We start from the raw sequence: 24,967 nt of genomic DNA on the forward strand, positions 1-24,967 counted from the left end.
GGTGCGAGTGATGACGTAGAAACTGGCACTGTCGGTCTTGCGACAGTGCCAGTTTCTGTATCCAAAACCATTTCGGTTTGTTGGCTTTAGTTTTGATAGCAATGTGCAGTTTCTACCCAGTACTGGCACAGCTTCCGGCATTACATTGGAAAGTACCTCATGAAGGTGCGAGTGATGATCGCGCTGTCCCGGCCGGAACCCCCAAGTTCGGCCGGGACAGTGTTTTAAACAGCAATGTTCAAACTCCTTTGCCCAACCCCCGGTGCGATACCGTAGACAGGTTCCCAGAACTTTTTTCTGGGACACCTGACGAAACGGAGCCCCGGTGAGTACCGCGACCGCTGAACTGACGCCCCTGCAACGACAGTCGGTGCTGCGCACCCTGAAGTCCCCGCGATTGCTCAAGACAGAGCTGCTCGCCGGACTGGTAGTCTCCCTGGCACTGATTCCCGAGGTCATCGCCTTCACCGTGATCGCCGGAGTCGACCCGCGCGTGGGCATCTTCGCGTCCTTCACGATGTCGGTGGTCATCGCGATCACCGGCGGGCGCCCGGCGATGATTTCGGCAGCTGCCGGCGCGGTGGCCCTGGTGGTCGCACCGCTGGTGCGCACCCACGGGGTGGAATACCTCTTCGCCACGGTGGTCCTGGCCGGCATCATCCAGGTATCGCTGGCGCTGCTGGGCGTGGCCAAGCTGCTGCGCTTCATCCCGCGCCAGGTGATGATCGGCTTCGTCAACGGACTGGCCATCTCGATTTTCTGGGCGCAGATGCCCGAGCTGCGCAATGTCCCGTGGATGGTCTACCCGCTGGTGATCCTGGGCGTGGCCATCGTGTGCTTCTTCCCGAAGATCACCAAGGCGGTTCCGGCTCCGCTGATCGCCATCGTGGTACTCACCGCGATCACCATCTTTGCCAAGGTCGCCGTTCCGACCGTGGGCGACAAGGGCGAACTGCCTGATTCGCTGCCGATCTTCCACCTGCCCGGGGTGCCGCTGGACCTGGAGACCCTGCAGATCATCGCGCCCTACGCGATCGCGGTGGCCTTCGTGGGGCTGCTCGAATCGCTGCTGACCGCCAAGCTGGTCGATGACATCACCGATACACCGTCGAGCAAGACCCGCGAGTCCTGGGCACAGGGCACAGCGAATATCGTCACCGGCTTCTTCGGCGGCATCTGCGGCTGCGCGATGATCGGCCAGACCATGGTGGGCGTGAAGGTCTCCGGCGGGCGCACCCGCATCTCCACCGCCTTCGCCGGCATCTTCATGCTGCTGCTGGCGGTGCTGCTCGGCGACATTGTCGCGCAGATTCCGATGGCGGCCCTGGTGGCGGTGATGATCGTGGTTTCGGCAACCACCTTCGACTGGCATTCCATCCGACCGAGCACGCTGAAGATGATGCCCAAGAGCGAAACCTTCGTCATGGCCATCACCGTGGCGCTCACCGTGATCACCAGCAACCTGGCCATCGGCGTGGGGGCGGGCATCCTCTCGGCGATGGTGCTTTTCGCCAATCGCGTGGCGCATATGGTCACGGTGGAACGCAGCTCGACCCCGGATGCCGCCGTGTACAAGGTCAACGGCGAACTGTTCTTCGCCTCCTCGAATGACCTGTACACCCAGTTCGACTACGCGCAGGACCCCGAGAAGGTCATCATCGACATGTCCGATTCGCACCTGTGGGACGCCTCGACCATCGCCGCCCTGGACTCGATCCGCACCAAGTACCAGAACTACGGGAAAACCGTGGAAATCCGCGGCCTGAACAAGGCCAGCCAGAAGATGCAGGACCGCCTGGGCGGGAAGCTGAACTAGGGCACGGAGCTCAGCTTCCCTCCGCGCTCTTCCCGCGTTCGGCCGTCCGCAGGCGCTTGGAGGAGTACATGTCCCGGTCGGCACGGAGAATCATCGTGCTCAAGTTGTCATCCGTGCGGGCTTCTGCCGTTCCGAAGCTCCACGCCAGCGGCGATGTAAGCTCGATGCGCTCCATCAGCACCTGAGCCTGGCCACGGGTCGTATTCGGGAAGACCAGCACGAATTCATCGCCGCCCAAGCGGCTGACCAGGTCCCCGGCCCGCGTGGCACTGCGCAGATGCCGCACCAGGTGCTTCAAGGCAAGATCCCCGGCTTCGTGGCCGCCTTGGTCGTTGATCTCCTTGAATCCGTCCAGGTCCAGCAGCGCCACAGCCAGGGGCCTGCGGTATTTCCGGGAGGAGAGCAAAGCGGCATCGCCGCGCACGGCCAGCCCGACGCGGTTCAAGGCCCCGGTCAATGCGTCGATCTGGGTTTGCTGGCGGAACCGGCGCTTGACGTAGAGGCCGACGAACATCCCGGCGACGGTGAAAAAGACCAAGCTCAGCACGTTCAACAGCCCGCTTTGGTGCTCGGTGCCCGCAGCAGGGCCGAAGAACACCGAGTAGGGAATCGTGAAAGCCATGATCGGGTAGATGGTCCACCGGGTGACGGCCGGCGGAAAGAGCCACGACATGTACAGTGCGATGAGCGGAAATTCCTGGAGCCTGAAGACGATCTGCTCATGGTTGAGCGAAAAACCCACGAAGACCACGAAGGCCGACAGTTCGGCCAAGGCCCCGAGATAGGCGATCCACAACGGAAAACGGTCCAGCATCCACCACACGGCGATCACCAGCCCCAGTGCCCCGGCAACCCTGGCTACCGCCAGTTTCTGGAAGAGCGGCGAGCTGAAATCATTGCCCAGGTTGACCACATAGAAAAGCAGCAGGAAAACTGCCACCATCCCTGTGACAGCCACTTCCAATCGCTTGATGCGGCGGAGCCTGGCTGGCAGGAACCGGCTCCACCAAATTCCGTCGTCGTTTGACCGCCGGTCCATTGTCCTCGGCATGCCATCACCCGCTTTCTCTTAAATTCATCTTAACCGCGTGATCCCGGCCAGTGGCGCGGTAAGATCTCATTCGTAGCAACAGCCTAATCAGCAATCAAGTTGCCAGCCCATACCGCCAGGTTAGGTAGTCCATGAAGTTCGTATTCCAGCCACTGATCAACCTGCGTTCCACAACGCTGCTGGGTTTCGAGGCACTGGCGCGCTTCAGCGACGGGCGCAGCCCTGACGAGCATTTCTCCGCGGCCCGGGCCGAAGGCACCCTGGTTGAACTGGAGCTTCGCGCGTTGGAACGCATCGTCGAATCCAGCCAAGGCCTGCCCGACGGGCTGCTGCTCACCATGAATGCTTCGGGTCCAGCGATCAGGGCGTTCGCGCACTCAGAGCCGTCACTCGATCCCCGGCTGCTCTGGGGCCTGGAACTGCATGAGCAGTCCGCGCCGGAAGTCTGCGATGCGGCCCGCATCCATGCAGATGAGCTCGGCTGCCTGCTGCTGGTTGACGATGCCGGCATCGGCTATGCAACGCGGGGGCGCATCCTCCGGCTGAAGCCGCACATTGTGAAGCTGGACCGTTCGCTTTTCATCCACTACCTGGCATCGACGCAGGCTCGCGAACACGTTGACATCCTGCTGGCCGCTGCCCGCGAGATCGGTGCCAGGACCCTGGTCGAGGGGATCGAAACCGGTGAACATCTGGATCTGGCCCGGAAGCTGGACTTCGACTATGCGCAGGGCTTCTATTTCAGCCCGGGCATAGAGCTTGCGGGCTTGCCAGCTGCGATGCATGAGCTACACGGACGCCTCGGGATCGATATTCCGGGTTTCTGAGCGCCGTTCCCGTCCCCGCGAGCTGCGGATCCGGATCACCGGCAGCAGCTTGGCCAGTCCCAGGACCAGATAGAGCACGGTGTTGATCGCGACGAACGAAGCGAGCACCGCGAACCAATCACTGAGCAGAACGCTTTCGGGAAGAATGATTCCACGTGGAATCTGGACGAGGTGATTCATCATGAGGTGCTTTCCTTACGTGCGGCGCCCGCGTGGTCGACGTGCTTCCAATCCGCGCTCCGGGCAAACGCGATATCCCCTACGCCCTTGAGGAACGCAAGGTCCAAGAAGGCGTCATAGACCAATTCCGGAATCACCAGCGCGGCGACGATCCTGGCTTTCCAGCCGCCGTGCCAGACCGTGACCACGCGCTCGACAGCGAAGAGCGCTCCAAGCAGCATCCAGAAGGGGAACCACACCCAGTTGTCCATGGAGACCAGCATGATGATCATCAGCGCGAAATAGCTGAACAGCGCGATCACGCCGTAGCCGATGCCGATCTGCTGGGCCCAGTACCGCGTGGTCTGCGGGGTGACTCCGTACGCGCCCAGGTTCTCCAAGGCGCCGCGCTGCCAGCGCAGCCGCTGCGCCCACAGCATCTTCCAGTTGGGCATCAGCTCGGTGACCACCGTGCAGTCCTGCGGCGATGTGGTCAGCGCGCCGAGGGTTTTCAGCGCGATGGTCAGTTCGTTGTCTTCGGTCAAAGCCGCCGTGTCGTAGACCTCGCCGAAGGTGCCCGGCAGCATGCTCCCGCGTGCCGCAGCCACTTCGCGCAGGGCCGTCGCGCGGAATACCGAGGCCGTTCCGGTCAGCACGAAGACCCGGCCGTCGCGACGGCCGATTTCGCGTTGGTAGCGGGTGTACTCATTGCGCTGGAACTGGCCGATCAGCCCATGGCCCTCTTCGCCGTGGAACAGCCCGCCCACGGACATCAGCGCGCGGTCCCAGGTGAAGCGGTCCCGGGCGGTTGCCAGGAAGTCCGCGCCGATCTGGCTGTCGGCATCCATCACCATGACGCAGTCGTTATCGCCCATCCCGGGCAGGATCGAGTGCAGCGCCTGGTTCAGCGCGCCGCCCTTCTTGTGCTTGTTCTCCACCGATTCGAACACCTCGACCCCGTGCTCGCGGGCAACTTGCACGGTCCGGTCGGTGCAGTTGTCGGCAACCACGATGATGCGCGAGGGAGCAAAGCTCTGCTCTTCCAGTGCTTTCAGGGTGTACGGCAGGGAAGCTTCTTCATTGTGCGCCGGGATCAGCACGGTCACGGTGACCGGCCCGGCGTAGATGCCCCGCGTCCGGGCCATCACCGCCTTGGGCGCCAGCGGCCGGCTCGATTTCTGGATCGGCGTCCGGCGATAGCGCCAGGTGACAAAGCGTTCGCCCAGGACCACCAGCAGCACCAGGATCACTGCTGCGGCAACGGCGAAAGCGAGAATGGACAGATCCGGCAGCTCGGTGCTGTAGAAAGTAGTCCAGAGTTTTCCGATATGGACCTCGATCGGGTTCCACATCAGCGCAGGCTTCCCGCTCATGCTCAACGCCCAGGCCAAGAGCGCGGCCGCGAGAACGACGATCAAAATGACAGCGATGCCCACTAAGCGGCTGAAATGTTTCTGCAAGTACGCGCCCCATTCACGTTCGGATTCCTTGGCAACCCCTGGCCTGGACATGATCTGGATCAGCGAATCATGCCAGGCTTGCCCAAGGCAAGCTACTTGGAAAACTAGCAGTCGGAAAAATCATCGACGCAGTATTTATGTCCAAGGTCACCTCCACCCAAAGCAACGCTGTGCCTTGCGCCCCTGTCTGGTGGCATTTGACTACAGTTCGAGCACTTTCGCCGCATCCTCGCGCAGCTGGTTCTTGCGGATCTTCCCGGTGACGGTGGTCGGAAAATCCTGCAGGATCTGCACGTAGGCGGGGATCTTGTAATGCGCCAGATGCCCGGTGCAGTATTCGCCGATGGCCGCGACGTCCAGGGGTTCGCGGCCGTCCCTCATGCGGATGCAGGCGCAGATCGCCTCGCCGTACTTCTCATCGGGCACCCCGACTACCTGCACGTCCTCGATATCCGGATGCTTGTAGAGGAATTCCTCGATTTCCGCCGGGTAGATGTTCTCCCCGCCGCGGATCACCATGTCCTTGATGCGGCCCACGATGGTGCAGTACCCGTCCTCGCGCATCACCGCCAAGTCGCCGGTGTGCATCCAGCCCTCGTCGTCGATGGCCGCGCGGGTCTTGTCTTCGTCGTTCCAGTAGCCGAGCATCACCGAGTAGCCGCGGGTGCAGTATTCGCCGGTTTCCCCGCGCTGCAGGGTTTCGCCGCTCACCGGGTCCACCACCTTGATCTCCACATGCGGGTGCACCCGGCCGATGGTGGAGGTGCGGCGCTCGATATCGTCGTCGCTGCGGGTCTGGCAGGAGACCGGCGAGGTCTCGGTCATGCCGTAGGCGATGGACACCCCGTCCATGCCCATCTCGTCGATGCAGCGGCGCATCACCTCGACCGGGCAGATGGATCCGGCCATGATGCCGGTGCGCAGCGACGAGAGATCGAAGTCCTTGAAATTGGGGAGGTTCTGCATGGCGATGAACATCGTGGGCACCCCGTACAGGCCCGTGCACTTCTCCTCCGCCACTACCCGCAGCGTCGTTTCGGCGTCGAAGCCCGGGGCCGGGATGACGATGGTCGCGCCCCGGGAGGTGCAGCCCAGGTTGCCCATCACCATGCCGAAACAGTGGTAGAACGGCACCGGGATGCACAGCCGGTCATGCTCGTCCAGGTCGATCATGCCGGTGACCTGGTAGCCGTTATTCAGGATGTTGCGGTGGCTGAGCACCGCGCCTTTGGGGTAGCCGGTGGTGCCCGAGGTGTACTGGATGTTGATCGGGTCCCCGGGCTTGGTGGCCGCCAGATGCCCGGCCAGCTCCTCGTCGCTGACCTGCTCGCCCTCGCCCATCAATTGCGCGAAGTCCCCGGTGTCCACGTAGACCACGCGTTCGAGGCTCGGGGTGTCGGCGCGGGTCGCCTCCACCATCGAACGGTAGTTGCTGGTCTTGAATTCGGAGACCGCCAGCAGCAGGCGCACCCCGGAGTGGTTGACCGCGTAGGCGTATTCGTGGGTGCGGTAGGCAGGATTGACGTTGACCAGGATGACGCCGATCTTCGCGGTGGCGTACTGCGCGAATACCCATTGCGCGCAGTTAGGTGCCCAGATGCCCACCCGGTCTCCCGCCTCCAGGCCGGCGGCCAGCAGGCCCTTGGCCAGGGAGTTGATCTGCGCATCCAGTTCGCTCCATGACCAACGCCGTCCGGTGGCCGCTTCGACCAGTGCTTCTGCCGGGCCGAAGCGGGCAGCGGTGCGTTCGAAGTTCGCTCCGATCGTCTCTTCGATCAGCTGCGGTCCGCTCTCGCCCTGGGCATAAGCCTTCATCTGCGTACCCCTTCATGGATCGCCTCGTCGGAATTGGCGCGGACACGAAACATGTGCCCAGCGTCACATTCACACCCTAGCCGCGAGCTGTCCCGCTGCCAAGCCGCCAGGAAGGAGCCGCGCCGGTGGCCAAGTGGCGGCATGGGGCCCGTGGCGGCCCGTGGCGGTCCAGTGCCTCCCGGCATGATTCAGGCCTGGAAATCAATCGTTGAATACACTGCGGTCCAGTCATTCATACTTGTAGACTCTCAATCGAACCAGAATAAGTATTTCACCCTCTTGGACCGCCGCGTTAGAGTTGCCAGCAAGCGTCTTCTGCGCATTCGACGCGCGGTCCGACGATCGGAGCACCATGGACACGAGACTACTTCGCTACTTTGTCGCCGTCGCCGAAGAACGCCATTTCGGCCGCGCAGCGGCGCGCCTGCATATCGCGCAGCCCCCGCTCTCCCAGCAGATCAAGCAGCTCGAAGAGACCCTGGATACCCAGCTGCTGATCCGCACCACGCGCAAGGTGGAACTGACCAACGCCGGCGAGCTGCTGCTGCGCCGCGGACGCATCCTGCTCGCAGAGCTCGACCAGCTCTCCCGCGATGTGCGCACCGTGGGCCAAGGCGCGCTGGGCGTGCTGCGACTGGGTTCCACCGGCAGCGCCACCTCGCGCATCATGCCCAAGCTCATCGAAGCCAGCTCCCAGCAGATGCCGGGCCTGCAGCTGAACGTGCAGGGCGAAATGCTCACCCCGCAGATGGTCGAGGGACTGGTCGAAGGACGCCTGGACCTGGCCATCCTGCGCCCGCCGGTGCGTGGCACCGAGGTGGACTACATGCTGATGGACCGCGACCACCTGGCCGTGGCACTGCCGCTGGGCCACCCGCTCGCCGCCCACGATGAGCTGGACCTGGAACAGCTGGCTGGCGAGAAGTTCATCTGCTACCCGCCATCCTCCGCGGTGAACAACATCATCGTGGACTCCTGCCGCCGTGTGGGCTTCGCCCCGCAGATCGCGCAGGTGGCCAGCGAGACTTCCACCCTGCTCACCTTCGTCGCCGCGGGCCTGGGCATCGGGTTGCTGCCCACCACGCACTACCTGCCGCACAGCAACCGGATCACCTTCCGGCCGCTGCGCAACGCACCGGCCGTCGACCTGGCGATCGCCTGGAAGGCCGGCAACGAGTCTGCGCTGGTGCGCAACTTCCTGGAACTTTGCACATTGCTCAACCCCCTAGAAAGGCTGGACCCCGATGCGAATCCAGCGGATTGAAACAATCCCCTACGCCATCCCCTACAACCACCCGCTGCGCTTTGCCAGCGGCGAGGTGCACACCGCCGAGCACGTGCTCATCCGCGTGCACACCGACGAAGGCGTGATCGGCACCGCCGACGCCCCGCCGCGCCCGTACACCTACGGCGAGACGCAGAAATCCATCGTCGCGATCGTGCAGGATGTCTTCGCCCCGCAGCTGATCGGCCTGGAGATCATGGACCGCGCCAAGATCCGCCAGGTGCTGGATAGGACCATCCACAACCAGGTGGCCAAGGGCGCGATCGACATCGCCGTCTGGGACGCCATCGGCCAGGCTCTGGGCACGCCGGTGCACAAGCTGCTTGGCGGCTTCACCGACTCGATGCGCGTGAGCCACATGCTCGGCTTCAAGCCCGCCCAGGAGCTGCTCGACGAGGCCCTGCGCTTCGGCGAGCAGTACGGCATCACCACCTTCAAGCTCAAGGTCGGCCGCCGCCCGCTCGCCCTGGACATCGAGGCCTGCCGCGTGCTGCGCGAAGGGCTGGGCGAGGACGTGGAGCTCTATCTGGATGCCAACCGCGGCTGGAGCGCGAACGAGTCCATGGAGGTGCTGCGCCAGACCGAGGGCCTGGGCCTGACCATGCTCGAAGAGCCGTGCGATGCCAAGGAAGCGATGAGCCGACGCCGCCTGGTCGAACGCTCCCCGATCCCGATCGTCGCCGATGAGTCCGCGCCCACCGCGGGCGATGCCTCGCGCGAACTGCTCTCCGGCGGCGCGAACGCGATCTGCATCAAGACCGCCCGCTCGGGCTTCACCGAAGCCACCGAAATCCTGGGCCTGTGCACCGGGCTGGGCGTGGATGTCACCATGGGCAACCAGATCGACACCCAGGTCGGCTCGCTGGCCACGGTGACCTTCGGCGCGGCCTTCGAAGCCACCAGCCGCCGCGCCGGCGAACTGTCCAATTTCCTGGACATGGCCGATGACCTGCTCGCCGAGCCGCTGCAGATCGTCAACGGCCGCATTCCGGTGCGCACTGTGCCCGGCGTGGGCGCCGCCATCGACGAATCCAAGCTGGCGCGCTACCGCCAGGACCACGTGCTTTCCACCTCGAACTAAAGGAGAACCCCCATGTTGTTCCTCGCCCGTATGGACGTTGTTTTCCCGGACCACCTGACCAATGAGCAGGTCGCTGACTTCCAGGCCCGGGAAAAGGAGTACTCCGCAAGCCTGCAGCGCAGCGGCAAGATGCAGGGCATCTGGCGCGTGGTCGGCGAGTACGCGAACCACTCGCTGTACAACGTCGAATCCAACGACGAACTGCACGAAATCCTCAGCGGCTTCCCGATGTACCCGTACATGAAGATCAAGGTCACCGCGCTGGCCAAGCACCCGAATTCGCTGGCCTAGGACTTTTCCGGGCCGGCGGATTCCCTCCGTGTCCCAGCCCACAAGCATTGATATTCAAAACGTTCCAATGACCACCAAATGAGTATTTCACTTGGCATAGACGCTGCACTACATTGAATATCAATCACCCGGGATGATGGGGGTCACAGTATGGATCCGCATCCACCACACCACATAATTTAGGGGAGTCACCATGACCACTGAAACTCCAGCAGACGCAACTGCAGCCAAGTCCGGCAACGCCGCCACCGACAGCTTCCGCAACTCCGGCAAGCTCGGCAGCATCGCGACCTCCACCGAGCGCGTGAACATGCTTGCTTCCAAGCTCGTCAAGGCCGCCAACGACATCATCCTCGAAGAGCGCGTGAGCTACGACGAGTTCAATGCCCTGAAGGCATGGTTGATCAAGGTTGGCGACGACGGCGAATGGCCATTGTTCCTGGACGTGTGGCTCGAGCACTCGGTGGAAGAGGTCGCCACCGACCACCGCGAAGGCAACAAGGGCTCGATCGAAGGCCCTTACTACGTGCCCGAAGCGCCTTCGCAGAACACCCCTGCCACCATCTCGATGCGCGAGGACGAGAAGGGCACCAACCTGCTCTTCCAGGGCCAGGTCCGCTCGACCGACGGCTCGGCGCTGAAGAACGCCAAGATCGAGCTGTGGCACGCAGACGAAGAGGGGTTCTACTCGCAGTTCGCCCCTGGCATCCCCGAGTGGAACCTGCGCGGCACCTTCATTGCTGACGAGGAAGGCAACTTCCAGATCAACACCATGCAGCCAGCCCCGTACCAGATCCCGACCGACGGTGCCTGCGGCCAGCTGATCGCCGCCGCCGGCTGGCACGCGTGGCGCCCAGCGCACCTGCACCTGAAGGTCTCCGCCGAGGGCCACGAGCTGCTCACCGCCCAGCTGTACTTCCCGGGCGATGCGCACAACGACGACGACATCGCCACCGCGGTGAAGCCGGAACTGATGCTCGACGTGCAGCCAGCAGCATCGGGCAACGGCAAGCAGGTCACCTACGACTTCGTGCTCGACCCTGTGAAGTAAGCCCCAGCGCGCCTCAACACGGCGGGGGTCCCGGCAGCATGGCCGGACCCCCGCCGTTGCCGCACCCGGAACCTCGACGAACGGGCGAACACCCGCCAATCCAATGGGAGTGCAGCATGAATGCTTCAACACTGAACGATCCAGTCGGGAAGTTCCAGCCCCAATCCATCGCGCACCGAGCTGCCGATGCCAGCGAACCCCAGAACCACTGGGCCTGGACCGGATGGATGCCAGAAGAGGAGCAAGGCATCTCGATGCTTGCCGCCTAGGCTTCTGTTCCCAGCGCTACCGACGCAAAGCCCAAGGTCCCGACAGCAATGGCGCTGCCGGGACCTTCGGCGCACTTGAGGATGGACTCCAGGCGATACGGCTGCCTGCAGCGGGCGCACTGTTCATCTTGCGGCCAGCTAGCTTGCTCGGGATCAGCCCGCGGCCTTCGTCACCAGTTCCCGGATCCTGTCTTCCGTTGCAGAATCCAGCGAGGTGATAGTCCATGCAACTGGATGCATGTGGGAGCCTTCCTCGTAGGCTGGATTCACGACTTCTCCAAAACCGAAAGCTACGAAGTCCTTGTCAGGCTTGATGTAGCAGACGTCTTTGCCATCCCGGACGTAAAACGGAAGTCCCCAGCGGACGATCGGCTCCAGCGATGGTGCGCTCTGCATGATTATGGCGTGAAGCCGTTCGGCAATCTCGCGATAGGGTGCTGGAGCTGTGCTGAGCTTGGCCAGAACTGCGGCGTCGCCTTTTTTGGTGAAGATCATCCCTAGTCTCCTTCTAACGGTTGGCGCTGCATTGCGGCGCCAGGTGATATCGTTCGCGCGATCGCTTTGGGCTCCCGATCGGCACATAATGCACCTTACCGACTACGGGCATCTGCTTCACGGATTCTTGCACTGGAATACAGGCAGCTGGCCTCAGGACAGCTTGATCGTGCAAGGACGTAGCACGGACGTCCAACTCATACGCTTATTGGTTATCTCACCGAGTTGACTAGCGCACTGTTAGGCTACTGACATGCGTAAACTTCTAGCTATCTCCGGGTTCGCCATGATCGTGGCTTACGCGGCTTACGGCTCACTGCTCATGAACAATTGGGCCGTGACCGCAGCAAGTAGGCTTCCCCTCGATGAAACCATTTCCGCGATGGCCTCAATGGACCAGAATTACGACACGCCTGGAGGGTGGGTCTTCGCAGTCATTGGAACCGCCCTCGCCATCTCCTGGCTCGTTCCGGTAGTTTCCGCCGGACGCAAGCTGCCCGCCTGGGCGGCTATCGGAGCTTGGAGCCTGATCATTGCCTTAGGCGCACCGGCTTATTTCTTCGCTTCTTTCGCCAATATGAACTCGGTGGGCGACACCTTTGCCGATTGGAACGCCGATGCCGCCGCGGATCTAGCCGCACCCCTGTACATGGCCAGCGTCCTCGCCTTTGCCATACTCGCAGCCATGGCAGCCCTCGGCATCCGAACTGCCTTCACCCGCCCGCCGCGCCCCCTGCATCCAACTAGCAACTAGCACGGCACCCATTACTGCCTCCCCTGGTCCAGCGATTTTCGCGCCAGAATCACGCTTAAGTGCATTCGTATAAACTTTCTAAAACTTATCCACAATTGGTTTCTAACCAGAAGATACTGTCGATAATCTGCGCGAACGTTAACTATGACTATTCCCGCATATCTAGACGATCACGACGATGAACATCGCCTCCCACTGCGCCCGCCGGGCACCCGCATGGAGTCGCACAGAGCGTCAGCGCTCGACGCCCATGGCGAGCACCAGTCGTTCTTCGGACCCATCAAGCAGGTTGCCGACGAACTATTCAATGCGGGCCCCGTGGATGGGCCCGGAGACGCATTGGAACGCCTGAAGAAACTCCAACGCCTGATGAGCAGCGCTGAAGCCGCTATCTGCGTTTTGCTGGCAGACGGAGTCGAGCAGGTCAGCGCGTCCTTCAATGACCTGATTGCCACCGAGCATGCCCACACCCCAGACGAAGAAGCCGAAGCCAGCAAGAGTGCCGAATACTATGGCATAGACCGTGGCAGCGAGCAGGTCATCAACTCCAATTTCGTAGCTGAGTCAGCTGTCGCATTGCGCGAATCCGTCCGTAAAGTCAGCAAACGGATGTTCCATGCCAAGGGCTTGCGCCACGCCTGCAAAGCCACCCTTGCCGCGCTCGCTGCAGGTGAGATTACCGTTAAGGCCGCCCACGACATCGTCAAATACTCGCAAGACCTTTCCCCGGAGCAGGTCGGCCGCATGGAGGAAAATTTGCTGCCTCTGGCAAGAACAGCCTGCGACGAGACTGTCTACCAGCGGGCCCGTCGCTTTCACGACCGGATGAATCCCAATTCGGCAGAGAACCGGCAGAAGAACGCATTCGCAGCCCGTAATCTCAAGGTGTGGAATGAGGAGAATGGCATGGCTACCTTGCAGCTGCATCACCGCGCTGATGTCATCCATTCGATTCGCAACTCGATAAAGCAGGCAGCCGCCCAGATCACTGATTCCAAGGATCTGCGCACGCAAACGCAGGTTGAAGCCGATGTGCTTGCGGACGTGTATCTGCATGGCTGGCCCGGAATGGAAGGCATGCCGCTGAAGCCACGGGTTGCCATCACGATCCCAGCCATTGAAATGCTCGTGAATCCCGCTCGCGCCCTCGCTGATTTGGAAGGTTACGGGCCGATCCCAATCGGCGTAGCGTTGGAAATCGCCGCGGATGCTCCGTCGTTCCAGCGCGTTCTGACCGACCCGTGGACGGGAGCCGCAATTGATGTGGAGCCCAAGAAATATCGACCTTCCCAGGGGTTGCGCGATTTGCTGCGTTACCGCGACCAGCATTGCGGTTTCCCCGGTTGCCGCCGCCTGCCCGATCGTTCGGAAATTGATCACATCGAAGCGTATGGACAGGGCGGCCACACTACCCGGCAGAACACCCATCTCTTGTGCAAGCAGCATCAGATGTACAAGCACGCGCTTGGCTGGAAGGTCTTCGCTTGCCCGGATGGCTCCAAGACGTGGGTATCTCCGCACGGGCTGCGGTCAATCACGGTTCCCGAGAGCGTGGACAACGTGGAGAAATTTGATCATGTCAACGATCGTTGTCCTCAACGTCCCCAGGAGGCTGCGGCCTGCGAGGTGCAATTGACCCCCGAAGTGCGGCGAGTACTGGGGCTCGGCCAAGATGAGGGCCTGCCCGGAACCGGAACCAGTTAGAGCCAGTACCTGATTTGGATTTCGAGTGACAAATTTTTTCAGTCACTAGCACCACCACACCACCCATACTTCGCAGGAGCAACGGCTTTGAGTCCGGTTGCATTGCTGGCCGCGGCCTGAATCAAGAATCCCGGCCGCGTTCGATTCAAGCGATTCGTGCTGAATGAAAAAAATCTACAGTCACAGGGCGCAGGTCAACTCGAACTCCGCATGGTTCTGCTGCCCTCGGGAATGAAAATTTTTTTCAGTCGGAAGGCACTATCCTTCAAGGTCGAAACGCGCCAGCGCAGCAAGCTCAGTACGGTTTGAGACCGACAGCTTCGTGTAGATCTTGGTCAGGTGGTACTGCACTGTCTTGGTTCCTATATACAGCTCTTCAGCGACACGTCGATTGCTTGCACCTTCGCAAACCAGCTTGGCCACGGCTTGTTCCTGCGCCGTCAGCGTCGACCAGTCAGCACTCTCCCTGCGCAGCATCCCGGTTCCGCTTGCCTGGAGCTCACGAGTGCAGCGGTCGATGTACACGGATGCATCGAAGTGCGTGAAAATCGCCAGCGCGCGGGTCAACGGCGCAACGCATTCGGCTCGCTTGCCGGCTCGGCGCAGGCATTGCCCGTAGTAGAAATCAATTTTTGCCCGGTGATAGACCGACCCGATGCCTTCCAAACGGCGGATGGCATCTTCAAAGGCCAAACGGGCTGCGTCGATATCACCGCGGGCTGCCAGCAAGGCGCCTTGCACGCTCAGGAATCGAGCGGCTCCGCTCTGGTGGCCTGAAGCGAGAGCACTCTCCAGCAACGGCTGTACGAATTTCTCTGCTTCATCCAGGCGTTCGCAACGGATTAGCGCCATGGCGTATGTATCCTGCCAGGTCCAGAAACCTGCTTGGTCGATGCCCTGCGTACGGTCCAGCCGAAGCAATGGTTCCAGCGTCCGCACAACCTCTTCATGGTTTGCCTGCGCCCGGGCAATCTCGGCCCGCGCCATCCGGTAAGGCATCTCCATAATGGCATAGCTGCCGGTGCGTGCCCACGACTTGCGTAGGTGCAGATCCGCCTGCTCCCAATTGCCGCGCAATGCGTGAATCTGCACCGCGGTCAGCTGGATCAGCGGACGCAGGATCTGGATTTCAGAACGCTCCTGCAGGGACTGCGCGGATCGAACCGTCTCCAGCGCTTGGTCCCAGTCGCCCATGAGGAATTCAGCGCGCGCCGACCAGGCTTTGGCCCACAGCGAGATGCGCAGGGAACCATCGCTGAAGTCCGTGGAGCTGGCTGCGGAGAGCTCGTGCCGGGCTAACTCCACGCGATCGGTCGCGAGGTAGACCCAGCCCAGTGACATTTCTGCGCGCTGGCGCTGTGCTCCTGCCGGAAGGGTGGCCAGCAGGTCCATCAAGACCTGCTCCCCCTCATCAGCCCGGCCCATCATTGCCAGTCCGAGCCCTTGGATGGCTGCGTTCTCAATGGCCAGCGGGCTGCCCACCTGGGCAAGGCGCAGCGATTGCTCAGCCCAGTCAATGATCTTCTGCCCCTTCAAACGGCACAGCGAATCGAGGACTTGGCGTTGGGCGATCGCGGCCATCACATCGTTGTCCTGATCCTGGACCGCGTTCTGCCAGGCGCTGGACAGCCAGCGCTGCGCGGTGTTGGCGCGGCCTTGCAGGATCGAGATGTATCCGGAAAGCACGTCCCGTTCCGGACTGCTTTCCAGGCTCGAAAGCTGATGCGCGAAGGTTTGCGCCCGCGGCAGCTCGCCGGCGGCGACAATCGCATCCACTGCGTTGAGCAGCAGGGAGTCGCGGCGCGTTGGTTCCGGGGACAAGTGCATGGCCCTGAAGTACGCGGTAGCGGCCGAAGACCACTCGCCCCGCTTGCCTTGGGACCGCGCGTAGTCTTGCAGTTCCATCGACAAGCTGCCATCGGGCAGGATGCTCGCATCGGCCCGATGGCCCAGCTTCGCCCCCTGGTCCTCGACGATATCCGCGGCGCAAGCATGCAACCGGATGCGGGTGCTCAGCGGGATCTGATGGTAGACAGCCATTTGGGTCAATGCGTTCTCGAACCCGAGCCGCACCTTCCCGCTATGGCCGTGGGTTTGCGCCAGCGAGGAGTCGAGAATCTGCTGGATCGGCAGCAGCGGATCATCCTCGCCCACCAGCTTGGCGATATTGTCGATCCTGGCCTGCGCGCCGAGCACCGCAGCCGCTTCCAGCAGCGCCCGCGCCCTCGGTTCCAACCCCTCCAATAGTTCGATGACGTGCAACGACAGGGCGCGAGGGGCAGGCGGCCAGCGGTCGAACTGCTCCCAGCTGTGCTCCGGATTCTCCTGGGCCAGCTCGATGACCACCTGCAGGTTGCCCTCGGTGTAGTCCACCAGCTGCTCGACGGCCATGGGCGGCAGGTCGATCCCCGTCCTGGCGCAGATGATCTCGCGCGCATGCGTTGGATCGGGCACTTGAAGCTGCAGGATCTTCAATTGGCTGTCGGCCAGGAATTCACGGGTTTCCGGTGAAAGCCTGGCCAGGTTCTGGTCGCGCATCACCAGCACGATGAGTACCGGTTCATTGCGCAAGCGGCGCCAGGCGTAGTGCAGCGCCTGGAAGCTGAGGTCATCGACCCATTGCGCATTTTCCAGCACCAGCACACGGGGTTGCGGCGCCTCCTTGCGCAGGTATTCCAGCAAGGCCTCGCCCAGCGCCCCGGCCGAGCCTGCGTGGCTGCGTTGCAGCAACGGGCCCAAGGCGGCTCCGGGCTGCGCGGTTTCCCAGCGCGAGGCGGTCACCAGCTGCACCGATTGGCTGGCCAGCCGGGTTAGCAGCGCCTTGATGATGGTGCTCTTGCCGCTGCCGCGCGGACCCTTCAGCACGGCCAACGTACTGCCAGTTTGCTGGACTTCGCGGGAAAGGCCGATGAGCGCATCCTGGCCCTGCTGGGCACTGAGCATGGCGTTCACCAGCCTTTCTGCGTTGCCGCGTTGCGTTTCGATGTGCTGCTACTTCCCTGCTCCCGCGGCAGCCAGCTCTTCTTGCGCGCTGCGCTGCGCGGCCGAACGGGTCATCGGGACGCAGGTGGTGACCAGCGTTCCAACGATAGCAACTGCGGCGAAGACATAGAATGCGGTTCCCGGGGAAACTCCCGCCGAAAGCAGCAGTCCGCCCAGCAGCGGGCCGAAAATCCCGCCCAGCCTGCCGAATCCGGCGCACCAGGCCACCCCGGCTCCGCGGGCGGCGCTGTGGTAGTAGTTCGACACAAAGCCGTAGATCAGCACCTGCGTGCCGATGGTTCCCACACCTGCCACTGCCACCAGGGACAGCAGCAAGCCCAGCGGGAGCTTGAGGGTCAGCAGCACCATTGCCAGCGCGGCCAGGAAGAAGGTCAGCGCCACGACCTGCTTGGGGCCGACCCGGTCGGCGGCCACCGAAGCCAGCAGCCCGCCGAAGACCGCGGCGAGGTTCAGCACCAGCAAGAAGAGCAGCGAATGGGACTTGCCGTAGCCTGCCTGCTGCATGATTTCCGGCATCCAGGTGTTCAGCCCATAGGTCAGCAGCAGTCCGGCGAAGCTCATCATGCCCAGCAGTGCGGTAGGCAGCGCGTAGCGCCTGGTGGCCAGCGCGGCGAAGCCCACACGTTCGGCCTTCAGCTGCCCGGCATCGGCGTCGCTGGGAAGTTCCAGCAGCATTCCGGTGCGCGCAGCCACCTCGCGGGCTTCGGCCACGCGGCCGCGGGACAGCAGCCACTGCGGGGATTCGGGCAGCTTGAACCAGGCCATCGGCAGCAGGAACAGCAGCGGCAGCGCGCCGATGAGGAACAGCCCGCGCCAGCCGATCACGTCGCTGAGCACCATGGCCAGCAGCGAGGCGAGCACGCCCCCGGCCGGCACGCCCGAGTAGACGATCGCGTTGTAGTAGTTGCGGCGGTTCTTCGGGGCGAACTCGGCCACCACCGCGCCAGCGGTGGCCACGATCGCGCCCACGCCCATGCCGGTGAGGAAGCGCAGGATGCCGAACCACAGGGTGTCGGAGGCCAGCGCGGTCAGGCCCATGCCGACGGAGAACCAGATGATGCCGGTGATCATCGCCTTGCGCCGGCCGATGTAGTCGCCGATCGCGCCGGTGGACAGCGCACCGACCATCACGCCGAGCAGCGCGTAGCTGCCCAGCAATCCGGCGGCGGCTTCATCGAGCTGGCCGAGCTGGCTGGGGTCCGCCAGCAGCGTGGAGACGATGGTTCCGAAAACCACCAGGTCGTAGCCGTCGAAGATCAGGGCGATGGCGGCGATCACCACCACCCAGCGCACGGCGCCATTGGCGGCATTGCTGGATGTCATTGGGCTGGTATTCACGTGTTTTTCCGTTCGTTTGCGGTGACCGGGGAACCTCGTTGTTCCCCGGAAAATACGTGCCCGGCGCTGGAAGCACGGCCGGGATGGTGCTGGATGGAAGAAACGGCCCGTGATCACGAGCCGTTTGTTCCATGGTGGTGCGTTTGTGGTGCCGGGACTGCCGCTAGCCGAGGTCTCCTCCGGCCACCGCGAGGGTGGAACCGGTGATGTAGGAGGCCTCATCCGAGGCCAGGAACACGATGGGCGCCGACTGCTCGTCCAAGGTGCCGTAGCGCTTGAGCAAGGTTGAGTCCACGGTCTGGTCCACGATGGCCTGGTACCAGGCCTTTTCCTGCTCGCCGGTGGGTGCCGGCCCGCGCTTGACTACCCGTTCAGGGGCTTCGGTGCCGCCTGGCGCGGTGGCGACCACGCGGATGCCCAGCTCGGCGCCCTCCATGGCCAGCGCCGAGGTGATGGCCTTGACCCCGCCCTTGGCCGCCGCGTACGGGACGCGGTTCATGCCCCGGGTGGCGACCGAGGAGACGTTCACGATGGTTCCGGATCGGGCCTGGACCATTTCCTCGAAGACCGCACGGCACATCCACAAGGTCGGGAACAGCGATCGCCGAATTTCCTTTTCGATCTCATCGGGCGCGTAGTGCTCGTAGGGCTTGGCCCAAATGGTTCCGCCCACGTTGTTGACCAGCACGTCGATGCGTCCGAACTGGTCCTTCGCGGCGGTGACCGCAGCCAGCGCGCCCTCGTAGGTTTCCAGGTCCGCGGTCACGCTCAGCGCGGTGGCGCCGTCGGCGCGCAGGGCCCCGGCCACCTCGTGGATCAGCGCGGCGCGGTCCACGAGCACCATTTCCCCGCCCTCGGCGGCGATGCGCCGGGCCACGGACCAGCCGATGCCCTGGGCGGCGCCGGTGACCATGACGACCTTGCCGGCAAAGCGGCCCGGATGGAAGGACTCGGGCAGCCCGGCGCTCACTGGGCCGCTGCCTTGGAAGCGGCGGCCATGGTGGCCTTGGCGTGCTGGTTGTGCGCGGTGATCGCCGCGCGGGCAGCGGCGATGTCCTGCTTCTCGAAAGCGGCGACGATGCCCAGGTGGTCGGCATCCACGGCCCCGTCGATCCAGTGCTCCTGGCGCAGCACGGCGGCCATCAGCGCCGGCACGTCCAGGCGGCGGTAGGCCTGCAGCAGGTGCTCGTTGCCCACGGCCTTGAACAGGAATTCGTGGAAGGCGTCATTGGTGACGGTGAATTCCTCGGCGTTGATGAACTTCTCGCCGTCCAGGGTCTTGCCGGCCAGTTCGGCCAGGACCTTGAATTCGCCCAGCTGGCCCTCGGCCAGCTTGCCCATGGTCAGCTCGACGACGGCCAGTTCCAAGGCCATGCGCGCATCGAACTGGGCCTCGAAGCTGGCGTGCTCCTCGCCGATTTCGTAGCCCTGGTCGGCGGCGGCTTGCGCGGCGGGCGCCTCGGCAGCCGGGGCGGCAGGCTCGGCAGGCTCGGTGTCCGCAACGACGGCCAGCGCGAACTTCTCGTAGTAGAAATTCTGCGGCTTGAGGCCTTCGGCTTCCAGGTGGCGGCGCACGCCCTCCACCATCGGAGGCGGGCCGCACAGGTAGATGTCCACGTCGCCCTCGGCCAGGTGCTGCGGCTCGAAGTGGTTGGTGACGTAGCCCTTCTTCTGTGAAGCGCTGTCCGGGTCGCCCACCACGGTGTCGAAGCTGAATCCGGCGATGCGCTGGGTGTAGTCCTGCAGCACATCGAGTTCGACCAGGTCGATGTCGGTGTTCACGCCGTAGATCAGGTGCACCGGGTGCGGGTTGTCCATGCCGGCCAGCTTCTCCAGGATGGCCAGGAGCGGGGCCAGGCCGGTGCCGCCGGCGAGCAGCAGCGATTGGCGCTTGGGTTCGCGCAGGAAGAAGCTGCCCATCGGGCCGGTGAAGGTGATGCGGTCGCCCACCTGCGCGGTATCGCGCATGTAGGTGGACATCAGGCCGCCGTCGGTGATGCGGATCAGGAAGGAGACGATGTCGACTTCCGGGCCCGAGCTGAAGGAGTAGGAACGGGTTTGCCCGCCGGAGCCGGGGACCTCGATGTTCACGTACTGGCCCGGCAGGAAGGAGAGGTCTTCGCGCTTGTCCACCTCGAGGCTGAAGGCGTAGGTGGTTTCGGAGATGCGGCGGATCTCGCTCAGCGTGGACTCGAAGGAGGTGGCCGAGGTCTTGGCGACATCCGAGGTGGTCGGGATCTGCAGCACGAGGTCGGATTCGGGGACCATCTGGCAGGGCAGGCAGTATCCGGCCTCCGCCTCGTCGTCGGTCAAGGCTTCTTCGATGTAGTCGCCGCCGTCGTACTTGCCCGACTCGCAGAAGACCTTGCAGGTGCCGCAGGCGCCGTCGCGGCAGTCCAGCGGGATGTTGATGCGGGCTTTGTAGGAGGCATCGGCGACGGTTTCGTTCGCGCCGACCTTGATGAAGCGGGTGATTCCGTCTTCAAAGGCGAGGGCTACCTGGTGGGACATGGCATGCTCATTTCACAGGATTCGGGGATGGGCGAGTCGGCGGGGCCTGCACTGGCCCCGCCGCCCAATGGGTGTCGCTTAGATGTGGTAGATGTCCACGACGTGGTGGATGTAGTCGTTCTTCAGGACGACCTTCTTCGCGGTGATCACCGGGGCAGTGCCGGAGTAGTCGATCGTGTAGAAGGAGGTGCCGAAGTAGGTGTCCACGTTCTGGTAGCGGTAGTACAGGGTGAACCAGTTGAAGCGGATGTCCACCTTGTCGCCGTCCACGGCAACGATCTCCACGTTGGTGATGTTGTGCCCGGTGCGCGGCTCGGGCAGCGAGGTGGCCGAGGAGCGGTCGGTCTTGATGCGGAAGACGCGGTCTTCCAGGCCGCCGCGGTTAGCGTAGTAGATCAGCGAGATCTCGCGCTGCGGGTCTTCGGTCAGCTGCTCGTCATCGGCCCAGGCCGGCATCCAGAAGGTGGCTTCCGGGTGGTAGCAGTCCAGCCAGCGGTCGAAGTCCCGGTCATCGAGGAAACGGGCTTCCTGGTAGAGGAACTGCGCGATATCCGCGGTGGTGACTGCGCCGTTGGAAGTCGGCGCCTCGGTCAGTGCGATGGTGCTCATCTGTCTTGTCCCTTCGGCCTTAGTTCTGTGCTTCGCGTTCGTTATCCACGGCTTGGCGCATGGTCTGCAGCCAGTAGCCGTGCTGGATCGGGTACAGGCCCTCGTCCTCGGTGCGCGCTCCGGAGGAGATGGGCTTGAGGCCCACCTTGTCCGCGTTCTCATCCGGGCCGGTAATCTGGTGGGCCTGGCCGCGCGAAAGGTCATTCCACTGCGCCGAGGTGGCCAGATAGGTCTTCTGGCAGGAGCGGAATTCTTCCAGGTCATCCGGGGTGGCCATGCCCGAGGCGTTGAAGAAGTCCTCGTACTGGCGGATGCGGGCCGCGCGCGCGGTGTCCGACTCGCCCACCGGGGCGAAGCAGTAGATGGTCACCTCGGTCTTGTCCACTGCCACCGGCCGGAAGACGCGGATCTGCGAACCGAACTGGTCCATCAGGTACACGTTCGGGTACAGGCACAGGTTGCGCGAAATGCCGATCATCCAGTCGGCCTTGGCTTCGCCGAACTTGGCAACCAGCTCGTCGCGCTTCTCGGCCAGCGGACGGTTGGCCGGGTCCAGCCATTCGGTCCACAGCAGCAGGTGGCCGTGCTCGAAGGAGTAGTAGCCGCCCTTCTGCTTGTCCCAGCCGCCGGCATCCATGGTCTTGGTGTCATTGGAGGATTCGCCGTTGGCGCGGCGGGCCTGGGTGGCGGCGTAGTTCCAGTGGGTGGCCGAGACGTGGTAGCCGTCGGCGCCGTTCTCCGCCTGCAGCTTCCAGTTGCCGTCATAGGTGTAGGTCGAGGCGCCGCGCAGCACTTCCAGGCCTTCTTCGGACTGGTCAACCATCATGTCGATGATCTTCGTGGCCTCGCCCAGGTGCTCTTCCAGCGGCAGGACATCGGCGTTCAGCGAGCCGAAGAGGAAACCGCGGTAGTTCTCGAAACGGGCGACCCTGGTCAAATCGTGGGAGCCGTCCTTGTTGAACTGCTCCGGGTAGCCAGCTCCCCGCGAATCCTTGACCTTGAGCAGCTTGCCGGAGTTGTTGAAGGTCCAGCCATGGAACGGGCAGGTGAAGGTGGTGCGGTTATCGGTCTTGCGCCGGCAGAGCATGGCTCCGCGGTGGCTGCAGGCGTTGATCAGCGCATTGAGTTCGCCCTGCTTGTTGCGCGAGATGATGATGGGCTGGCGGCCGATGTTGGTGGTGTAGTAGTCGCCGATGTTCGGGATCTGGGACTCGTGGGCCAGGTACACCCAGTTGCCTTCCCAGATGTGCTTCATTTCCATCTCGAAAATCTCTTCGTCGGTGAAGATATTTCGGTTGGCGCGGAACTCTCCGGTTTCCGGGCTGTCAACCAGCGCGTTATCCAGCAGGCTGGATACCTCGTTCAGGGTCTCGGTCATGGCGTGGTGTGCTCCGTCCATTCAATGCTCGTTTAAAGGGGAAACCGCTGCAGCCGGTTTGCATGGATTCAACCTTGGCAGAAAGTGCGGGCGGTCACACTAGGGTTATGCCTAGGCTTGGGCTAGGCATCTGACTACTATGTTTTCGATCGTCTGAATCCACACCTGTTGCCTATCAATGCATCGGCGTATTCTTTTGCTACGACCACCAGCCACTTTTTCGAAGCAGGCTTGCCCATGCGCGATGAAGGACCCCCTGATCTCCCGCCGGCCCACGGCCAGAACCCCGAAGTTCCGCCGCAGGGCCAGCGCTCTTTCATGCACATCCTGGTCAACACCGCCGTCGCGAACCTCACCACCAGCTACCTGTGGTTCGCGCTGACCTTCTGGGTGTACCTGGAGACCGAGAACGTCATGGCCACCGGCATCATCGGCGGCGCATTCATGCTGCTGATCTCCGTGTTCTCCATGGTTTTCGGGACCATCGTGGACAACCACCGCAAGAAATCGGTCTTCGTCTTCTCCGCGATGATCACCGCTGTGGCCTTTTCCCTGGCTGGGCTGATCTACCTCTGGCTGCCCACGAAGGACATCCTGGATATCGGAGGATGGCAGTTCTGGATCTTCTGCCTGGTCATCCTGTTCGGCGCGATCGTGGAGCAGATGCGAGGCATCGCGCTGTCCACGACGGTCACCTTGCTGATCCCGGTCGAGCGCCATGCCAATGCCAACGGGCTGGTGGGCACGGTGCAGGGCATCGCCTTCATCATCACCAGCGTGTTCTCCGGGCTGTCCATCGGGCTGCTGGGGATGGGATGGACGCTGGCCATTGCCATCGTGATGGTCGTGGTCACGATGCTGCACCTTTTGGGCATCTCCATCCCGGAGGAGGAACCGGAAAAGGAGGAAGGGCGGACCAGGACCAGCGACCTGCGCCTGGGCTTCACTACGGTGATGGCCATCCCTGGCCTGTTCGCGCTGATCATCTTCTCGATGTTCAACAACTTCATCGGCGGCACCTACATGGCGCTGATGGATCCCTACGGGCTGACCATCATGCCGGTCGAAGCCTGGGGCATCACCTTCGGGCTGGCATCCACCGGCTTCATCATCGGCGGCCTGGCCATCGCCAAGTTCGGCCTGGGGGCCAACCCGATCCGCACCATGCTCCTGCTGGTTGCCGTCATGGGCTTCCTCGGCGCGATCTTCACCATCCGCGAATGGACATGGCTCTACGTGCTGGGCATCTGGCTCTACATGATGCTGATCCCGGCGGTGGAAGCCTCGGAGCAAACGGTGATCCAGAAGGTGGTCACCTTCCGCCGCCAGGGCCGGGTGTTCGGCTTCGCCCAGATGATGGAAGCCGCCGCGGCTCCGATTACCGCTTTCCTGATCGCGCCGATAGCCCAATATCTGGTCATCCCCTTCATGCGCTCGCCAGCGGGCGACGACCGCTTCGGCTGGCTGGTGGGGCAAGGCCAGGCGCGCGGCATCGCCTTGATATTCCTGGCCGGCGGGCTGATCATGATTGTGGTGGCGCTGCTGGCCATGGGCACCAGCCAGTACCGCAAGCTGTCGACAATTTTCCAGGCCGAATCGCCTGGAGCACCCGAGGAGGCATCACTTGCCAACAAGTCAGAAGACCCTTCCAACTGAGGCCAGCGTGGAGGAATTCATCGAGGCGGCAACCCCGGCCAAGCGCCGGGTTGACGGCCACGAACTGGACCGCATCTTCCGCGAAGCCACCGGCGAGCAGCCGGTGATGTGGGGGCCGAGCATGGTGGGCTACGGAAGCTACACCTATATTTCCCCTGCCAATGCGCGCACCACGGGCATCTGGCCCAAGACCGGTTTCTCGCCGCGCAAGGCCCAGCTCTCGCTCTACGGGCTGAAGGACCTTCCCGAGGGCGCCCAGCTCTTGCCGCAGCTGGGCAAATACACCGAGGGAGCCGGTTGCGTGTACGTGAAGAAGCTGGAGGACATCGACCTGGAGGTGCTGCGGAAACTGATCTCCATCGCGGCCTCGCGGCAGGACGACCAAGCTCGATAGTCTCCAGGGGCTTCGCTCCG

General features: G+C 63.1%; 22 protein-coding genes. 11 read left to right on the forward strand and 11 right to left on the reverse strand.

Translation table 11 applies throughout. The features are described from left to right. Positions 1-325 precede the first annotated feature (325 nt). The gene (locus tag AAZQ98_RS03205; protein WP_434689778.1) at positions 326-1,816 is read left to right on the forward strand and encodes a SulP family inorganic anion transporter; all 1,491 of its coding nucleotides are present in this window, start codon (positions 326-328) and stop codon (positions 1,814-1,816) included. Positions 1,817-1,826: 10 nt separating this feature from the next. Here the strand turns inward: AAZQ98_RS03205 and AAZQ98_RS03210 are convergent, their stop codons facing one another. Further along, positions 1,827-2,774 (reverse strand): GGDEF domain-containing protein, encoded by a 948-nt coding sequence (locus AAZQ98_RS03210; RefSeq protein WP_434689780.1) that lies wholly within the window; start codon positions 2,772-2,774, stop codon positions 1,827-1,829. A 224-nt stretch (positions 2,775-2,998) separates the two neighbouring features. On the opposite strand from AAZQ98_RS03210, the gene AAZQ98_RS03215 reads away from it, so the two are divergent. Continuing rightward, on the forward strand, positions 2,999-3,694 hold the full coding sequence (locus tag AAZQ98_RS03215; protein WP_434689781.1) for an EAL domain-containing protein: 696 nt from the start codon (positions 2,999-3,001) through the stop codon (positions 3,692-3,694). Here AAZQ98_RS03215 and AAZQ98_RS03220 read toward each other — a convergent pair. The 3 genes from AAZQ98_RS03220 to AAZQ98_RS03230 all read right to left on the reverse strand — a co-directional run bounded on the left by AAZQ98_RS03220 (position 3,656) and on the right by AAZQ98_RS03230 (position 7,128). After that, positions 3,656-3,877, reverse strand: coding sequence for a hypothetical protein (locus AAZQ98_RS03220; RefSeq protein ID WP_286172179.1), 222 nt, complete (start codon positions 3,875-3,877; stop codon positions 3,656-3,658). The two genes, AAZQ98_RS03215 and AAZQ98_RS03220, sit on opposite strands and share 39 nt — an antisense overlap. Next, positions 3,874-5,364, reverse strand: a complete 1,491-nt coding sequence (locus AAZQ98_RS03225) for a glycosyltransferase family 2 protein (protein WP_434689784.1) — start codon at positions 5,362-5,364, stop codon at positions 3,874-3,876. Before AAZQ98_RS03225 ends, AAZQ98_RS03220 begins: the two co-directional genes overlap by 4 nt. Positions 5,365-5,514: 150 nt before the next feature. Then, a complete protein-coding gene (locus tag AAZQ98_RS03230) occupies positions 5,515-7,128 on the reverse strand; it encodes an AMP-binding protein (protein WP_434689786.1) in 1,614 nt (537 codons plus the stop codon). A gap of 352 nt (positions 7,129-7,480) precedes the next feature. On the opposite strand from AAZQ98_RS03230, the gene AAZQ98_RS03235 reads away from it, so the two are divergent. From AAZQ98_RS03235 to AAZQ98_RS03255, 5 genes are all read left to right on the forward strand, one after another. Continuing rightward, positions 7,481-8,392 carry a LysR substrate-binding domain-containing protein gene (locus tag AAZQ98_RS03235; protein ID WP_434689789.1) on the forward strand — a complete coding sequence of 304 codons (912 nt, stop codon included), beginning with the start codon at positions 7,481-7,483 and terminating at the stop codon, positions 8,390-8,392. Further along, on the forward strand, positions 8,373-9,494 hold the full coding sequence (locus AAZQ98_RS03240) for an enolase C-terminal domain-like protein (protein WP_332594566.1): 1,122 nt from the start codon (positions 8,373-8,375) through the stop codon (positions 9,492-9,494). Before AAZQ98_RS03235 ends, AAZQ98_RS03240 begins: the two co-directional genes overlap by 20 nt. 12 nt (positions 9,495-9,506) lie before the next feature. After that, on the forward strand, positions 9,507-9,785 hold the full coding sequence (catC, locus tag AAZQ98_RS03245) for a muconolactone Delta-isomerase (protein ID WP_105656482.1): 279 nt from the start codon (positions 9,507-9,509) through the stop codon (positions 9,783-9,785). A gap of 193 nt (positions 9,786-9,978) precedes the next feature. Continuing rightward, the gene (catA, locus tag AAZQ98_RS03250) at positions 9,979-10,836 is read left to right on the forward strand and encodes a catechol 1,2-dioxygenase (protein ID WP_388024814.1); all 858 of its coding nucleotides are present in this window, start codon (positions 9,979-9,981) and stop codon (positions 10,834-10,836) included. A 116-nt stretch (positions 10,837-10,952) separates the two neighbouring features. Further along, a complete protein-coding gene (locus tag AAZQ98_RS03255) occupies positions 10,953-11,105 on the forward strand; it encodes a hypothetical protein (RefSeq protein WP_434689794.1) in 153 nt (50 codons plus the stop codon). 153 nt (positions 11,106-11,258) lie between these two features. Here the strand turns inward: AAZQ98_RS03255 and AAZQ98_RS03260 are convergent, their stop codons facing one another. Continuing rightward, entirely contained in the window at positions 11,259-11,600 is a 342-nt protein-coding gene (locus tag AAZQ98_RS03260) for a DUF1801 domain-containing protein (protein WP_434689796.1), read from the reverse strand. A gap of 253 nt (positions 11,601-11,853) precedes the next feature. On the opposite strand from AAZQ98_RS03260, the gene AAZQ98_RS03265 reads away from it, so the two are divergent. After that, positions 11,854-12,354 carry a hypothetical protein gene (locus AAZQ98_RS03265; protein WP_434689799.1) on the forward strand — a complete coding sequence of 167 codons (501 nt, stop codon included), beginning with the start codon at positions 11,854-11,856 and terminating at the stop codon, positions 12,352-12,354. Positions 12,355-12,498: 144 nt separating this feature from the next. Then, positions 12,499-14,058, forward strand: coding sequence for a DUF222 domain-containing protein (locus AAZQ98_RS03270; RefSeq protein ID WP_434689800.1), 1,560 nt, complete (start codon positions 12,499-12,501; stop codon positions 14,056-14,058). A gap of 258 nt (positions 14,059-14,316) precedes the next feature. On the opposite strand, the gene AAZQ98_RS03275 is transcribed toward AAZQ98_RS03270, so the two are convergent. The 6 genes from AAZQ98_RS03275 to benA form a co-directional block, all read right to left on the reverse strand. Next, complete coding sequence (locus tag AAZQ98_RS03275) at positions 14,317-17,001, reverse strand: LuxR C-terminal-related transcriptional regulator (protein ID WP_434690107.1); 2,685 nt, start codon at positions 16,999-17,001, stop codon at positions 14,317-14,319. A 48-nt stretch (positions 17,002-17,049) separates the two neighbouring features. Next, positions 17,050-18,384, reverse strand: coding sequence for an MFS transporter (locus AAZQ98_RS03280; RefSeq protein ID WP_434689801.1), 1,335 nt, complete (start codon positions 18,382-18,384; stop codon positions 17,050-17,052). Positions 18,385-18,562: 178 nt separating this feature from the next. Beyond that, positions 18,563-19,369 (reverse strand): 1,6-dihydroxycyclohexa-2,4-diene-1-carboxylate dehydrogenase, encoded by an 807-nt coding sequence (locus tag AAZQ98_RS03285; protein WP_434689803.1) that lies wholly within the window; start codon positions 19,367-19,369, stop codon positions 18,563-18,565. Next, positions 19,366-20,910 carry a benzoate 1,2-dioxygenase electron transfer component BenC gene (gene benC / locus AAZQ98_RS03290; RefSeq protein ID WP_434689804.1) on the reverse strand — a complete coding sequence of 515 codons (1,545 nt, stop codon included), beginning with the start codon at positions 20,908-20,910 and terminating at the stop codon, positions 19,366-19,368. The genes AAZQ98_RS03285 and benC overlap by 4 nt, the downstream gene beginning before the upstream one ends. Before the next feature lie 78 nt (positions 20,911-20,988). Then, positions 20,989-21,519, reverse strand: a complete 531-nt coding sequence (gene benB, locus AAZQ98_RS03295) for a benzoate 1,2-dioxygenase small subunit (protein ID WP_105656489.1) — start codon at positions 21,517-21,519, stop codon at positions 20,989-20,991. A 19-nt stretch (positions 21,520-21,538) separates the two neighbouring features. Beyond that, positions 21,539-22,897, reverse strand: a complete 1,359-nt coding sequence (gene benA, locus AAZQ98_RS03300) for a benzoate 1,2-dioxygenase large subunit (RefSeq protein ID WP_434689806.1) — start codon at positions 22,895-22,897, stop codon at positions 21,539-21,541. A gap of 237 nt (positions 22,898-23,134) precedes the next feature. Here benA and AAZQ98_RS03305 point away from each other — a divergent pair, with 237 nt between their 5' ends. Both AAZQ98_RS03305 and AAZQ98_RS03310 read left to right on the forward strand, forming a co-directional pair. Then, positions 23,135-24,553, forward strand: coding sequence for an MFS transporter (locus AAZQ98_RS03305; protein WP_434689807.1), 1,419 nt, complete (start codon positions 23,135-23,137; stop codon positions 24,551-24,553). Then, the gene (locus AAZQ98_RS03310; protein WP_105656492.1) at positions 24,522-24,947 is read left to right on the forward strand and encodes a DUF1801 domain-containing protein; all 426 of its coding nucleotides are present in this window, start codon (positions 24,522-24,524) and stop codon (positions 24,945-24,947) included. The genes AAZQ98_RS03305 and AAZQ98_RS03310 overlap by 32 nt, the downstream gene beginning before the upstream one ends. The last annotated feature ends 20 nt before the right edge of the window (positions 24,948-24,967 follow it).

This window comes from Glutamicibacter sp. Je.9.36, assembly GCF_051129975.1.
In the GTDB taxonomy this organism is placed as follows: Bacteria; Actinomycetota; Actinomycetes; order Actinomycetales; family Micrococcaceae; genus Glutamicibacter.

What these genes read in the sequence shown, in the direction of transcription:
- AAZQ98_RS03230 (WP_434689786.1), bottom strand. Translation starts at nt 7,128, where the DNA reads ATGAAGGCTTATGCCCAGGGCGAGAGCGGACCGCAGCTGATCGAAGAG.
- AAZQ98_RS03275 (WP_434690107.1), bottom strand. Translation starts at nt 17,001, where the DNA reads ATGCTCAGTGCCCAGCAGGGCCAGGATGCGCTCATCGGCCTTTCCCGC.
- benA (WP_434689806.1), bottom strand. Translation starts at nt 22,897, where the DNA reads ATGACCGAGACCCTGAACGAGGTATCCAGCCTGCTGGATAACGCGCTG.
- AAZQ98_RS03235 (WP_434689789.1), top strand. Translation starts at nt 7,481, where the DNA reads ATGGACACGAGACTACTTCGCTACTTTGTCGCCGTCGCCGAAGAACGC.
- catA (WP_388024814.1), top strand. Translation starts at nt 9,979, where the DNA reads ATGACCACTGAAACTCCAGCAGACGCAACTGCAGCCAAGTCCGGCAAC.
- benB (WP_105656489.1), bottom strand. Translation starts at nt 21,519, where the DNA reads ATGAGCACCATCGCACTGACCGAGGCGCCGACTTCCAACGGCGCAGTC.
- AAZQ98_RS03225 (WP_434689784.1), bottom strand. Translation starts at nt 5,364, where the DNA reads ATGTCCAGGCCAGGGGTTGCCAAGGAATCCGAACGTGAATGGGGCGCG.
- AAZQ98_RS03240 (WP_332594566.1), top strand. Translation starts at nt 8,373, where the DNA reads ATGCGAATCCAGCGGATTGAAACAATCCCCTACGCCATCCCCTACAAC.
- catC (WP_105656482.1), top strand. Translation starts at nt 9,507, where the DNA reads ATGTTGTTCCTCGCCCGTATGGACGTTGTTTTCCCGGACCACCTGACC.
- benC (WP_434689804.1), bottom strand. Translation starts at nt 20,910, where the DNA reads ATGTCCCACCAGGTAGCCCTCGCCTTTGAAGACGGAATCACCCGCTTC.
- AAZQ98_RS03215 (WP_434689781.1), top strand. Translation starts at nt 2,999, where the DNA reads ATGAAGTTCGTATTCCAGCCACTGATCAACCTGCGTTCCACAACGCTG.
- AAZQ98_RS03220 (WP_286172179.1), bottom strand. Translation starts at nt 3,877, where the DNA reads ATGATGAATCACCTCGTCCAGATTCCACGTGGAATCATTCTTCCCGAA.
- AAZQ98_RS03255 (WP_434689794.1), top strand. Translation starts at nt 10,953, where the DNA reads ATGAATGCTTCAACACTGAACGATCCAGTCGGGAAGTTCCAGCCCCAA.
- AAZQ98_RS03280 (WP_434689801.1), bottom strand. Translation starts at nt 18,384, where the DNA reads ATGACATCCAGCAATGCCGCCAATGGCGCCGTGCGCTGGGTGGTGGTG.
- AAZQ98_RS03265 (WP_434689799.1), top strand. Translation starts at nt 11,854, where the DNA reads ATGCGTAAACTTCTAGCTATCTCCGGGTTCGCCATGATCGTGGCTTAC.
- AAZQ98_RS03260 (WP_434689796.1), bottom strand. Translation starts at nt 11,600, where the DNA reads ATGATCTTCACCAAAAAAGGCGACGCCGCAGTTCTGGCCAAGCTCAGC.
- AAZQ98_RS03270 (WP_434689800.1), top strand. Translation starts at nt 12,499, where the DNA reads ATGACTATTCCCGCATATCTAGACGATCACGACGATGAACATCGCCTC.
- AAZQ98_RS03305 (WP_434689807.1), top strand. Translation starts at nt 23,135, where the DNA reads ATGCGCGATGAAGGACCCCCTGATCTCCCGCCGGCCCACGGCCAGAAC.